At 52.3% G+C, this 14,160-nt stretch carries 12 protein-coding genes; all 12 read right to left on the bottom strand.

What is annotated here, in order from left to right; all coding sequences use genetic code 11:
- Positions 1–94: 94 nt before the first annotated feature.
- On the bottom strand, positions 95–1,177 hold the full coding sequence (gene rfbG, locus AC50Y3_RS12100; RefSeq protein ID WP_494818985.1) for a CDP-glucose 4,6-dehydratase: 1,083 nt from the start codon (positions 1,175–1,177) through the stop codon (positions 95–97).
- Between the two features lie 144 nt (positions 1,178–1,321).
- Positions 1,322–2,164, bottom strand: a complete 843-nt coding sequence (locus AC50Y3_RS12095) for a DnaD domain protein (RefSeq protein ID WP_494818984.1) — start codon at positions 2,162–2,164, stop codon at positions 1,322–1,324.
- 24 nt (positions 2,165–2,188) lie between these two features.
- A complete protein-coding gene (asnS, locus tag AC50Y3_RS12090) occupies positions 2,189–3,484 on the bottom strand; it encodes an asparagine--tRNA ligase (protein WP_494818983.1) in 1,296 nt (431 codons plus the stop codon).
- 50 nt (positions 3,485–3,534) lie between these two features.
- Positions 3,535–4,734, bottom strand: coding sequence for an acetate/propionate family kinase (locus tag AC50Y3_RS12085; RefSeq protein ID WP_494818982.1), 1,200 nt, complete (start codon positions 4,732–4,734; stop codon positions 3,535–3,537).
- Positions 4,731–5,606 (bottom strand): 3-hydroxyacyl-CoA dehydrogenase family protein, encoded by an 876-nt coding sequence (locus AC50Y3_RS12080; protein ID WP_494818981.1) that lies wholly within the window; start codon positions 5,604–5,606, stop codon positions 4,731–4,733. The genes AC50Y3_RS12085 and AC50Y3_RS12080 overlap by 4 nt, the downstream gene beginning before the upstream one ends.
- A 159-nt stretch (positions 5,607–5,765) precedes the next feature.
- Positions 5,766–7,286, bottom strand: coding sequence for an AAA family ATPase (locus AC50Y3_RS12075; protein WP_494818980.1), 1,521 nt, complete (start codon positions 7,284–7,286; stop codon positions 5,766–5,768).
- Positions 7,279–7,815 (bottom strand): hypothetical protein, encoded by a 537-nt coding sequence (locus tag AC50Y3_RS12070; protein ID WP_494818979.1) that lies wholly within the window; start codon positions 7,813–7,815, stop codon positions 7,279–7,281. The genes AC50Y3_RS12075 and AC50Y3_RS12070 overlap by 8 nt, the downstream gene beginning before the upstream one ends.
- Positions 7,816–7,973: 158 nt before the next feature.
- Entirely contained in the window at positions 7,974–8,498 is a 525-nt protein-coding gene (locus AC50Y3_RS12065; RefSeq protein ID WP_494818978.1) for a cell wall elongation regulator TseB-like domain-containing protein, read from the bottom strand.
- Entirely contained in the window at positions 8,498–9,799 is a 1,302-nt protein-coding gene (locus AC50Y3_RS12060; protein ID WP_494818977.1) for an amidohydrolase, read from the bottom strand. Before AC50Y3_RS12060 ends, AC50Y3_RS12065 begins: the two co-directional genes overlap by 1 nt.
- Positions 9,780–10,436 carry a redox-sensing transcriptional repressor Rex gene (locus tag AC50Y3_RS12055; protein ID WP_494818976.1) on the bottom strand — a complete coding sequence of 219 codons (657 nt, stop codon included), beginning with the start codon at positions 10,434–10,436 and terminating at the stop codon, positions 9,780–9,782. Before AC50Y3_RS12055 ends, AC50Y3_RS12060 begins: the two co-directional genes overlap by 20 nt.
- Positions 10,433–13,339: an ATP-dependent DNA helicase DinG gene (gene dinG / locus AC50Y3_RS12050; protein ID WP_494818975.1), complete on the bottom strand. Its 2,907-nt coding sequence runs from the start codon at positions 13,337–13,339 to the stop codon at positions 10,433–10,435. The genes AC50Y3_RS12055 and dinG overlap by 4 nt, the downstream gene beginning before the upstream one ends.
- 24 nt (positions 13,340–13,363) lie before the next feature.
- Positions 13,364–14,152 carry a hypothetical protein gene (locus AC50Y3_RS12045; protein ID WP_494818974.1) on the bottom strand — a complete coding sequence of 263 codons (789 nt, stop codon included), beginning with the start codon at positions 14,150–14,152 and terminating at the stop codon, positions 13,364–13,366.
- Positions 14,153–14,160: the final 8 nt, after the last annotated feature.

Below are 14,160 nucleotides of genomic sequence, written 5' to 3'. Positions count from 1 at the left end.
TCTCGAATTTCATCCCGTTTGCGCAATTTCATCCATTCGCTGGCATGACCCAGCAGCAAAGGGCGGCCCTGCGGCTGCTCTTTGCTGCGTATATTCACGTTTCATAATGGACAATTTGCGAAACGCTGATGTCACGCATCGGTGCGCCTTGCATCCAGGCCGCGTACCAGTCGGCCGTATGCTGCGCCGTTTGCTGCGCATCCCACCGTGGCCGCCAGCCAAGTCGCGAGGCCGCCTTCGTCGTGTCCAGCAGCATCGGCGCCGCAGCCGCTGCCGCCGCGCCAGCCGGCCCCGGCGCAGCCAGCTGCTGGCCGCCGAGGCGAGCGCGCAGCGCCTCGGCCAGCCAGGCCGAGGTCCGCGCTTCGCATGTGCGCGGACCCAGGTTCCACGCCTCGGCGAAGTCGCCGCCGCCGCCGGGCGGGAACAGCCGCTGCGCGAGCGCGAGGCAGCCCGCGAGCGCTTCAAGCACGTGCAGCCATGGCCGGAAGCCGCTCGGCCATGGCTGCTGGCCCTGCTGCGCTGCGCGCTCGCCGGCAGCGGCGCGCACGCAGTCCGGGACGAGGCGGCCGCTTGCGAAGTCGCCGCCGCCGATGAGATGGCCCGCGCGGACGGTCGCAACCGCGGGCCCATCAGCGCTTCCGGCGAAGTATGCGCGCCGGAAGGAGGACACGACAAGCTCCGCGCAGGCTTTGCTCGCGGAGCCGGGCTCCGCTCCGCCGAGGCCGTCGGCTTCGCGGTAGCCGAGCACCCAATCCCGCGGCGCGTAACAATCCGCCGCGGTTATCGCGACGACGGCACGGATCGGGTGATCCTCGTGCACCGTACGCACCGCATCCAGCAGCGCAGCCATCCCCGCGACATTCACATCGAAGATTTCAACCGTTTGATGCTTGCCTTGATGTTCCGACTGCCCCGCCAGATGAAAAACCACCTCCGGCTTTGCATCCCGCAGTGCAGCTGTCAGCTTCGCGGAATCCCTGATATCGCCTCGTGTCCACGGTATAATGTGCTCTAGTCCACACAGCCGGTACATCGATGGCGTAGTCGGCAATTCATCGCTGTATCCTGTAACAACAGCACCTAAGCGGTGCAGCCATAAGCAAAGCCATGTTCCCACAAAACCGGTATGCCCCGTCACAAACACCTGTTTACCTTGCCAAAACGAATAATCCGGCATTGCTGTCCAGTCATCCTCTCCGCTTTCCTAGGGTGAAGCCTACTCACACAACTATGACAACAGCTTATGCAACTTCGCCCTATTTCGTTTGCGGACAAGCATGCACGATTCTCAGCACCCAAACACAAAAAAAACCGCAGGTCATCAAGACCCGCGGCCACCGCGAAATTTCTGAGTATGCGCTTTGGCTTCATCGGTGTTGGTAACTCGGTTTCGGCTCCATTCGATGAGAATGCGGTCGATGTAGCGGAAATGCAGCTTGCCTGCGAAAACGGCTTCCTTCAACGCAAAACGAATCAGCTCGTCCGGATAACGATCTTGATCGACCCATGCGCTGATCGTTTCGCATTCCATCGGGGATAGCGGGCGGCCGAATTCTTGCTCGAATACAGAAAATAAATCCGATTGCTTCGGCCACTCTCCTTCGATACCAACGCTTCCATGCGAGTTCCGCGTGTTAGTCGCTCCCGTACCGGCTCCACTTCCCGCTCCTGTACCGGCCCCACCGCTCGCTCCTGTAATTGCTCCAAAACTCGCTCCCCCACCGGAACCGACTCCAACCCCTGCAGTCCCTGCACCGGCCCGCTGCAGCTCTCGTTCGCTCTCGAACGACAACCGTGCTTCTTCGGCCAGCCATTCCGCGCTGCGGATGATGAAGCCGTTCCAATTGTAGCGTTCGAATTGCATGCCGCTCACCGGATCGACTTCCTCATCGATGGCGAGCAGCTCTTCTTTCATCAAGCGGCTAAGCAGCTGATGGGCTGCGTTAGGCAGAATGCCAAGCCGCTCTGCCAGCTGCTCCGGCGTCGGAAAGTCGACGCCCTCGACCTGCCGGTACGTCATCAGCTGCAGCATTAGCAGCATCTCCGTATCCGTTAATCCGACGCCGCGATAGGCACGGAGCAGACCGGCCGGCACCACGACGCCGCCGCCGTTCATGGCGGCAGCCATTCCGCGTGCATAGGCCTTCCACATTTCGGTTTTCACCGTTCGTCCTCCCTTCCCTTGCGCTTACGGATACAAACGGTACAGCAAACGAGGGAACGGAATCGTTTCACGTACATGCTCCAAGCCGCAAATCCAGGCCACCGTGCGCTCTAGCCCCAAACCGAAGCCGGAATGCGGCACTGTGCCGTATTTACGCAGGTCCAAGTACCATTGGTACGCTTCCGTAGACAATTCATGTTCGGCAAACCGCTCCGCCAGCAGCTCCGGATCGTCGATCCGCTGCGAGCCGCCGATAATTTCGCCATAGCCTTCAGGCGCAATCATATCCGCGCAAAGTACAACCTCCGGACGGTTCGGGTCCGGCTTCATATAGAACGCTTTGAACGATGCCGGATAATGCGTGATGAACACCGGACGATCGTATTTCTCCGCAATCGCCGTTTCGTGAGGCGCACCGAAATCTTCGCCCCACTGAATTTCATGCTTGTTCTCCTGCAAGAACTCAATCGCTTGATCGTACGTAATACGCGGGAACGGCGCTACGATGTTCTCCAGCTTGCTAATATCGCGGCCGATCGTTTCAAGCTCTTTACGGCAATTTTTGACGACATTTTGCACCACGAAGGATACGAACTGCTCCTGCACGCGCAGATTTTCCTCATGATCCACAAACGCCATTTCCGGCTCGATCATCCAGAACTCGATCAAGTGACGGCGAGTCTTCGACTTCTCCGCACGGAATGTCGGCCCGAAGGAATACACTTTGCCCAGCGCCATCGCTGCCGCTTCCATGTACAGCTGACCGCTTTGCGTCAAGTAAGCATCTTCGTCAAAATATTTCGTGTGGAACAGGTTCGTCGTACCTTCGCAGGAGGATGGCGTCAAAATCGGCGGATCCACGAGCGTAAAGTTACGATCATCAAAGAACTGCTGAATGGAGCGGATAATCTCTGCACGAATGACGAGAATCGCCCGCTGCTTCGGCGAACGCAGCCAGAGGTGACGACGATCCATCAAGAAGTCGACGCCATGCTCCTTTGGTGTAATCGGGTAGTCCTGCGCGATTTGAATGACTTCGATATCTTCGACTGTCAGCTCGTAGCCGGACTGGCTGCGCGGCTCTTCACGCACGATCCCTTTTACATAAAGGGAGCTCTCCTGCGTCAATTCCTTCGCCGAGTTCCAAATCGTTTCCTCAATTTCACTTTTCACGACAACACCTTGCACATAGCCTGTTCCATCGCGGAGCTGTAGAAATTGGATTTTACCGCTAGAGCGTTTACCGTTCAGCCAGCAGCCAATCCATACCGATTGCCCGGCAAAATCCTTCAGTTGTGCGATCGTCGTTAATGTTTTCATCGTTCATTCCGTCCTTTCCGTCTATACGGATCTTAGTATTCGGGTATTATCTATTCTTTCACGATCTCATACGTATCTCTTGCAATTAACAGCTCTTCATTCGTCGGAATAACAAGCACACTGACGCGTGAGCCGTCCTTCGTGATGTAGCGAGCTTCCTTGGATCGCTCCGCGTTACGTTCTTCGTCCAGCTCGATGCCAAGGAACGTCAGCTGTTCGCAGACTGCTTTACGGACAGCAACGGAATTTTCGCCTACCCCTGCTGTAAATACGACTGCATCCAAACCATTCATACCGGCGGCATAAGCACCGATATACTTGCGAAGGCGGTACGTGTACATATCAAAAGCGAGCTTCGCATGCTTATCGCCATCATCCATCGCGGTTACGATTTCACGCATATCGCTGCTGATGCCGCTTATTGCCATAAGGCCGCTATGCTTATTGAGCATAGAGTTGACTTCGTTCAGCGTCAGCTCTTCTTTGTTCATCGTAAACGGTACGATCGCCGGATCCAAATCCCCGCTCCGCGTGCCCATCATAAGCCCTTCCAGAGGCGTCAACCCCATACTGGTGTCATAAGACTCCCCGTTCAGGATTGCCGCGCAGCTGGCGCCGTTGCCGATGTGGCAGGTGACCATTTTGAGCTCATTCAGCGGCTTTCCCAGCTTCTGAGCGGCCAGCTTGCTCACATAGTTATGCGAGGTGCCGTGGAAGCCGTAACGTCTGATTTTGTGGCGCCTGTACAGCACCATTGGGATCGGATACAGAAACGTCTCCATCGGCATCGATTGGTGGAAAGCCGTATCGAATACAACAACCTGCGGCACATCCGGCAGGTTGAGCTCAACCGCTGTAATCCCCATCATCGCCGGTGGATTATGAAGCGGTGCCAAGTCGAACAGACGCCTGATTTCTTTCTTCACATCCACGGTGACAAGCGTGGATTGCTTGAAGCTTTCACCGCCATGGACGACCCGGTGTCCGACGGCTTTGATTTCCTCGATCGCTTTCAATACGCCGTGCTGACGGTGCGTCAGCATGTTAATGACTTTGCGCACAGCTTCATTATGATCGAGATTTTCGCTAACCCGGTTCACTTCAATGCCGCCAGTAGGCTCATGCGTCAGAATCGAATCATCCATGCCGATTCGCTCCACGCGGCCTTGGGCGAGGACCGATTCATCCTCCATATTGTACAGCTGATACTTCAGAGAAGAGCTGCCTGCATTCATTACGAGAACAATCATACTCGGCCTCCATCTTTATCGTAGCTGAAGAAGCCGGCACCGCTCTTCACGCCGAGCTGCCCGCCTCGTACCATTTTCTTCAGAATGAAGGATGGCCGGTATTTAAGCTCCCCGTACTCTCGGAACATCCGCTCAAGCGCCGCGAGTACCGCATCCAGACCGAATCGGTCCGCCATTTCAAATGGCCCATGCTGGAACGAGTAGCCGATCCGCATGGCGCTGTCGATATCGTCCGCCGAGGCCACGCCTTCCTCAAGCACATGAAGCGCCTCATTTATGAACAGGCAAATGAGCCGCGTGGTGACGAATCCGGGCGACTCAAACACCATAACGCCCTTCTTATGTATCGTTTCCTCAACAAAATGTTTGGTTAGCTCGAAGGTTTCATCCGATGTTCTTAGACCGCGCACGATCTCTACCAAATCCGTCTTGCTGACCGGATAGACGAAATGCATGCCGATTACGCGTTCCGGATGATTCGTCACACTTGCAAGCTCCGTTAAGCTTAGTGTTGACGTATTGCTCGCCAGAATAACATGCGGCTCGCAAATTTGATCCAGCTGTCTGAAGATGTCCAGCTTGCTGTCCAAATCCTCGGTAATCGTTTCAATGACAAGCTCGCACTCCGCTAAATCGCTGAGTTGCGCCATCGGATGTATCCGGTTCATCACCAGCTTCTTCTCCGCTGACGTAAGCGCCCAACGCTCCATCTGCTTGTCTAAGCTTTGCTCAATCATGCCGATCGCATGATTCAGCCGTGCATTGTCTTGTTCTACCATGTAGACCTCAAGACCATTAAAGGCCAGCATTTCACAAATGCCCTGCCCCATCGTACCGGCGCCAACGACGCCTGCTTTACGTACCGCTGTCAACTTTCACACCTCCACAGTTCTGCGTCTATTATACATTTTTTTAAACCAAGAAGAAACGACTGTCATCGTCCTTTGAAGTACAGTACGTTTCTTCGCATAGCCGTCATAGAAAATGACAAAAAAGAAGGCGGATGAGCTCCGCCTTCTTCGTCCTATCAGTTATTGTGCGACAAGCAATTGCTCTTCCTGAACCGCATTGCCCAGCAATGAACGGAAGCGGTCACCGCTTAGAGTTTCTTCCGTAGTCAGTACGCTCAAAGAAGACGTAAACACTTCGCGATTGCTCTCCAGCATGCGCTTCACGCGTTCCATCAGCTCATTCAGGATACGACCGTTCACGTCGGCCCATTTGTCAGGCGTCATCATCGAACTGTCGATAATGCCAAGGTCGGTAAGACCTGATTCCACCATAGAACGAACGATGCTCATAGCCTGATCGAAGTCACCTCTTGAGCCTGTGCTGCGTCCGCCATAAAACATCTCTTCCGCGGCAGCTCCGCCAAGGGCAATCATAATCTGACCTTCCAGGAATGGCTTCGTATACAAATATTTATCCTGCTGCGGATTGTGTCGAACATAGCCCAGCGCTTGTCCCCTAGGCAGCAGAGCTACCTGAGAGACACTTCCCGGACGAATAAGCTCTGCTGCAATCGCATGGCCCAATTCGTGTAAAGCAACACGCTCACGCTCTTCGCTCGTCGCTTCACGATCCGTGCGTTCACCCATCATCACTTTATCAATCGCCATGGACAGATGACGCTGGCTAATCATTTCGCCTTCTTCGCGCATCGCATAGATGGCGGCTTCATTCATGACGCTCTCCAGTTGCGCACCGGAGAAACCGAACGATTCTTCCGCAATTTTGTCTAGATTTACATCCTCGGCATTAAGCGGTTTGTTCTCCGCATGAATATTGAGAATATGCGCGCGGCCTTTCTTATCCGGCAAATCAACGGCGATATGACGGTCGAATCGCCCTGGACGAAGCAGTGCGCTATCCAGCATTTCTTTGCGGTTCGTTGCGCCGATTAGCAGAATACGCGGTGTATCCGACGTATGAATCCCGTCTAGCTCCGTTAACAACTGATTTAGCGTTTGATCATACTCGCGCTGTTGTCCGCCGTCGCGTTTACCGCCGATAACATCAATCTCATCGATGAAAATAACAGCACTTTCCTTGTTCTGCTTAGCCGCTTTCTGACGAGCTTCCTTAAACAATTCACGAATACGGCTTGCGCCGACACCGACATACATTTCTACAAACTCAGAGCCCGACGCAGCCACATAAACCGAATCCGTATAATGGGCTGCCGCTTTCGCCAGCAGTGTTTTGCCTGTTCCCGGAGGACCCGTGAGCAGAATACCCTTAAGCGGACGAATACCGAATTTCGAAATTTGATCGACATGGATTAGAAAATCCAGCGCTTCGACGAGCTCCTGCTTCGCCCGATCCTGTCCGCCTATTTGCTCAAACGAAAACGGCTTCGTCGGTCTTGTCTTCCCTCTGCTCCCGCCGCCTACTGTGGCTAAATTGCCGCGCGTCTTTGCCATATAGAGCAATCCGCCAACAATAACCGCAAGCAATACGAGCGGGATAGTGTTCACACCAACGTAAAACTGTAAGAATAAGATAAAGACCGGCACGAAGCCGATCGCCATTTCTTTCCCATACTTAAACATTCGGCCACGCTCCCAACGTATTTGGCGTACGGGGCAGTACGATATGCTTCTCGGATTTGCTGTCTTTCAGCGTTATATAAACATTCACATCGTCCATCTCGGATTCCGCTGTAACACCGGCGAATTTGTTCTGAACTTGCTTTAAGGTTGCCGGGATATCTGCATAATTGCGATGCTCCATCGCCTGTGCGACATCAAAGAGCATCGAAGACCAAACCTCATCCAGCTGCTTTGTCGGTTGATCATTTCGGAAATCAAGCTTCAGCTCGCGCTTTCCGATCATGTTATCGCCTTTCGTTGCAATGGTATCATAAACGTCCCTCAAACTCGCATCGCGATCCAGTTTCAATGCTATCGTAACCGAGCTGCGGTTAATAACCGGCTCGCCTTCTATGACGCCGGGTGTTTCAGCAACGATTCGTTCCAGTGGACCAATGGTCGCCACATTACGGTGTATATACCAGCCGCCAACTAACAGACCGGCGGAAATAACTGCGGTTATAATGGCTGGAAGCAAACGTATTTTCATAGCAAAAAGCCCCCTTCATCGAACAATTTGCGCTGCACTTTCGTCTATCACTTGCTGCTATACGAAAGTATATCACAACCTGCTGATGTAGAGGGCGTGTAATAAAAGGGAACTATGGTCAAACTTACTGCCTGTTCAATTGCTTCGTTTACCGTACGCTACCTGGCAGGCAGCTTATACGTAATCAGGAACGTGCCATCCCGGAAACGGTAAAATTCGTAATAATGATTCGTAACACCGGCTTGATTCCGAGAATAGAATACTTCCCAAACCGGCTCACCGCCGAATAAACCTAGCTTCAAGTGAGAGATGTAGGCATCCGGCTTCCCGAGCAGAAACCGTTCCTTTATATCGTCTTTAGCAACACCTTCATCCGCGCGCAGTGTAATGGACGACTCGTTTGGCTTTAACCATACATATGTAGTTTCACCGTTATGGTCCTTCCCTTTCACGATCCAGACCGGTTCGTCCCAAACATAATGATAAGAACTGTCCACACTGCTTAAACTGCCTCGATCCTTGGCCTCGGCTTCTACCGCTTGTTCTTCTTTCCAGACAGGAGACTGCACAGACCGATAATACCAATTTAGCGCAATTAAGATTAGGATGATCAAGGTCGCACTAAGCGCAATCCATCGGCCTGCTGTCATTACCGGCGGTCTTTTGCGTCGATTGGCACGCATTAGCTGGAGAGCAGCCTTTCGAAGCAGCGCTGCGCTTCAGCGCGAATTTGCGCTTCATCCAAGAAGACACATTCGCCTTGCTTCACCACTTGAACGCCATCTACCCAAACATGTACAACGTCGCGTCCGGATCCGGAATAGACAAGATGCGAGACAATCTCCGTCTTTGGATAGAAATGCGGCTGTTCCATATTCAAGGCGATAAAATCCGCCTTCATACCCGGTTTAAGCGCACCTAGACGCTCTTCCTGCCAGATCGCACGCGCACCATATACAGTAGCGAGCTTGAGTGCTTCCCAGGCCGGAACGGCTGTAGGATCGCCCGAAATTCCTTTGTGGATAAGTGCTGCCAACCGAATTTCATCGAACAGATCCAGATTGTTGTTGCTTGCCGCACTGTCCGTACCAAGTGATACCGTTACGCCGGCTTTCAGCATATCCGGTACACGGGCAATACCGCTCGCGAGCTTCAGATTGCTTGCAGGATTATGGGAGACGCTTACGCCGCGTTCAGCAAGGAGCGCGATCTCTTCATCCGTCAAGTGTACGGCATGCGCAACCAAAGCCGGACGAGAGAAGAAACCAAGCTTGTCCAGATGCTCGACAGGACGGCAGCCATAATCATTGACGTTGAATTGCACTTCTGCAGCCGTTTCCGACATATGCGTATGCAATGGCAAATCTAACTCATTGGCGGCCTCTACGATACGAGCAATATAGTCTGGTGGGCATGTGTATGGGGCATGCGGTGAAAGCATCGTCCGAATACGACCGTTAGCTCTTCCGTTCCACTCTTGAGCAAATTTCTTCGCTTCATCCAGCTTCGCTGTTTGGACATCCGGCGGGCAAAGACCGATTACGCCCCGCGTCAGCAGTCCGCGCATGCCGGATTGTTCTACAACTTCCGCTACGATATGCATCCGGTCGTACATGTCTACGAAAGTTGTCGTTCCGGACTTCAGCATCTCAGCTATGGCGAGCGCTGTTCCCCAGCGTGCATCTTCATCCGTATATTTGCCTTCCATCGGCCACATCTTCTGCTCCAGCCACACTTGCAGCGCTTCATCATCGGAATAACCGCGAAGCAAAGACATCGCAGCATGTCCGTGTGTATTAATTAAGCCGGGCATGAACACAAGCCCTTGACCGTCTATACGTTCCGCTCCTTCAGGAGCCGGATCCGGCGTTAATTCGTCCAAATACAGAATGGTATCGCCTTCGACGACCATATGCCCCTTTAATACGGGACGCTGCTCGTCCATCGTGACGAAAGTACCATTCTCAATCCACAACCGTTTCATTCTCGTCGTCCCCTTCTTCGTCCAAGTAATACGCTAAGCTCAGCAGCTCCGTGGTGAAATTCGCATAATGGATGCGTACATGCTCCTGCACCCGAAGAATCGTCGGGGCAAAATTCAAGATACCGTCCACGCCCGCTTCCACGAACTTATCTGCAACATTCTGCGCTTCAATCGCAGGCACGGTTATGATCCCTATGCGAATGTTACACGCCGCTACCGTTTCCTTCAGCTTATCCATCGGCAATACCGTCAACCCGTTTATGGAGGCGCCAACCATAGAAGGATGAACATCGAATACGGCTGTAATCTTCATATTATCCTTCAAGTACGTATTATAGTTGCACAGCGCTCGGCCTAAATTACCGGCACCGACCAGCCCTACATTGAGCGGCTGGTCCAGCTTTAAAATTTGACGGATCTTCTCGATGAGATAAGTGACATCATAACCGATCCCTTTTCGGCCAAAATCACCAAAATAAGCAAGATCTTTTCGGATTTGTGCCGGATTCAGATCCAGCTTATTGCCAAGATCTTGTGATGAAACCGTCTGGACATCCCGCATGTTCAGATCGTTCAAGACCTGCAGATAAACCGGTAGTCTGCGAACGACCGCCTCGGATATTTTCATCGGCTTCATTTTCCCACCTCTTCTTCACTTGGACTTGGTGCAAGCCATTCACGTATACGCGGCACAATCTGCTCTAAATGCATATGCTCGATCTTCGGCCCCGGTAAGGAATACAGAAAATATTTGCCGTAATACGTATCAATCACTCTAGTATCGTAAATAAGAACGATGCCGCGATCCTTTGCAGTCCGTACGAGGCGGCCAAATCCTTGCTTAAAGCGAATGACCGCTTGCGGGATAGAAAGCTTCATAAACGGGTTTTGCTTCTGCTCCTGCAGCAGCTCAGACTTCGCTTCAACCAGCGGATGATTAGGCGGCTGGAAAGGAAGTCTCACAATCGCAAGGCAGGTCAGCGCATCCCCTGGAATATCTACGCCTTCCCAGAAGCTGCTTGTCCCGAGCAGAACAGAAGCTTGCTGCTGTTGGAATCTTCTGGTCAGCTTGCTGCGATTACTGCTGTCGATCCCCTGGCCGAGAACATGGATACCGGTCGCGGCCAGTGCTTCCTTGAGCGGTTCATACACCTGCTTCAGCATTCTGTAAGACGTGAAGAGAACGAGCATCCGTCCTTTGGTCTCAATGGCCGCCTCTGTCAATGACTTCACCAGCATATCATTGAACTGGGGATCTCCGGCGGCACCTTTCAGTACAGGGAAGTTGCGCGGAATGATGACCAGCGCTTGCTCTCTGTAATTAAAGGGTGAAGGCAATTGAACCGTCTTAAGACGTCCCTGCTCCTCATCTTGCGTTAGTCCTAACTGCTCACAGGCATATTGAAACGATTTCTGAACGGATAAGGTCGCTGAAGTCAGAATGACGCTTTTCTTAATATCGAAGAAATAAGTTCGCAGCTGGCTGCTTACATCCGCAGGGACAGCGTAAAGCTGAATCGATTTCGCTCTTGAGTTGCTGTTCGCTTCAAGCCAATATACCGTATCCGTCTTATCGGCCTTCATAAACTGACGCAAATCATCTCTGGCTCTGGACAAATCCTTGATTGTACCGCTTAAGTCTGTCACCAGCGCGGCGATGCCCGGATCATCGATCTCTTCTTTGATAGCGGCGAACACCTTATCAAGCGGACGAATAATCTGGCTCAAATAGCCGTTGATCGCTTCCTCAATGAGCTGTGCATCTGACCAATAGTCCGGCAGCTTACCGCTGCGCAGTCTGAGTACGAATTGTCCGGTTTCGCCGCTTGAAGCATCTCCGGAGCTCTTCGTACCGGATGCACTGTTACCCATTAAGGTGTACAGCATTTCAAACAAACGATCCCATTCATCGCGCAAATCACCGAATACCGGGACAACTTCATCAATTTCTTCACGCCATTTCTGGGTCTTTTCGACGTTTTCGTTCGCCAGCCTGCTCTTCAGTGCAATCAATTGACCATTGCGCGCATCTTTGCAAAGCCTGATAACAGGATGCTGAACGGAATAGTAAGAAACCTGCGTACCCAGATGTTTACCCGCGACCTCTTCCAAGTGATGGGCTTCATCCAAGATGAGATGTTCATAACCCGGAAGTAAACGGTGATCAGCCCGTATATCCGTGAAGAGCATCGAGTGATTCGTGATCACGACATCCGCAATATTCGCTTCCTGCTTGGCCCGGTGATAATAGCAGCGTTTGAACCACGGACAAGCACGGTTGAGACAGGAATCGGTGTCACTTGCAACCGTACTCCAGAAATCAGCGCCGCGATTACCGAAATTCAACTCTTCCTGATCCCCATGATTCGATTCGCTAAGCCATACGACCATCTGCGAAGCCGTAATTCGATCTTCCGCCGGTGAAGCGAAATCACGCATATTTACTTTACCTTCAAATTTGCGTAAACATAAATAATTGCCGCGTCCCTTAAAGACGGCGGCTCGGAATGGATAAGGCATGACAGCCTGCAGCAGCGGCAGATCGCGGGCCCGCAGTTGTTCCTGCAGGTTAATGGTATGCGTGCTGACGACTATCTTCTTATTGTGCTGGACACCATAGTATAGAGCCGGGATCAGGTAGCCCAGCGACTTTCCTGTGCCTGTGCCCGCTTCTATGAGCAAATGACGCTCTTCTTCCAGCGCGTCAATCACTTCTTGAAACATCATATTTTGCGGCTCGCGTTCTTCATAGCCGGGAATAAGGGCAGCAATTTCATTCTTGATATGCGTCAGAAATTGCGGGAACGTCCAGTCTGTCACAAACGTTCCGGATTCCTCGTCCATGTTCTCCCTTGGATGCTGCTCCTCCGACCAATCGCCTGCTTTCATGGCAAATTGACGGAAATAATGATAAGCATCCGGATCGATGGAGGTTTGCGTTTCTTTCAGGAAGGCCATTTGGGAAACGAACCAGCCCAGATCATCCAAATCATCGCCGAGCAGATTAGCCAGTCGCTGCAGCGTTAACAGCGGCAGGCTTCTCAGCTTGTTATAGCAATTGCTGAACAGCTCTGCAGTTGCCATCGCATCGCTGTCTGCGCGGTGATGCTGGTCATGTTCAATACCGAACAATTCCGTCACCGCGCCCAGCTGATAGGTCGTTAAGGTTGGATAAAGAATACGCAATAAATCGATTGTATCGAGCCTTCTTCCGTCAAAAGGCAAATAACCGCAGCGATCAAGCGCCGAATTAAGGAAACCCGCATCAAAGGCGACATTGTGCGCAACGAGCACGGCATCGCTGAGAAGAGGTATAAGCTCAAGCAGCACTTCATCCAGCTCAGGCGCATCCGCGACCATCGATTCATCAATGCCGGTTAGCTGCGTAATGAACGGCGGAATCGCAATGGTCGGTTTGACAAACGTACTGTAGGAATGAACAACGTTTAATTCTTCATCCAGCAGCACAAGACCTACTTGTATCATTTCATCGCCGGCACTATGACCGGTCGTTTCCAAATCCAGTACGGCATAATTCATCCGGTAAGTATCCTCTCACAAAAACTAAAGCTGGCCACTCCCGAATAACAAGGATAGCTGGCCTGCATGCTGCTCGCATGACTTCATATTCGACAATGGATCGGTAAAATTAGGATCCGCTTCATGGGCCTTCTCAAAGTAGATGGCCGCCTGTTCTAAATTCATGCGAACCGCTTGTATGCAGCCCAGTGCATTAAGGCCGAGCGCCTTCCACTTCGGATGCTCGGTAACCTCGACCAGCAGCTGGAAGTGACGCTGAGCTTCATGCCATTCCTGTAAATGCATGCAGGTCATGCCCAGGAACAGCCGTGCACGATTATCATCCGGCGATCTTCTGACCGCATCTTGGAAATGCTTGAACGCATCCTTAAACATAAATAATTTAAAATAGCCCTGACCTTTGGACATCGCCTGCTGCATTTCGAACGCGGCATCATCATCTAATGGATCTGACTTCTCGATCGGTGCAGCCGCGCTTGGATTTCCTTTGCTTGCTGCAGCAGGCTTCTGCTGCTGGACGGATGGTGCTGGGACGGCCGAGATGATCTTGGGATAACCGGGCACAGGTGCTGCCGGCTTAAGCGGCGGTATTTGGCCGACAGAGCTGCCTTTCGAATGTGCCAGCTGCAGATCTCGGAAATCCGCCATTTTCTCTTCAAACTGAAGCCATTCCTCGATAAACGTATCGCTGAACTGCTTAAGCGAGGACAACTGATCATCAAGCTGCTTGCGTTGTGCGCCGTTTGCGTGCGGATAATGGATAATAATTTCTTCGAGCATTTCCTGCATGGTAGCAAATACATGTTTGAACATATCGTACG

It is taken from the genome of Paenibacillus sp. J22R98 (assembly GCF_059383835.1).
Note: the sequence above shows the minus strand (reverse complement) of the source record. Positions and strands in the feature narration are given on the sequence as shown.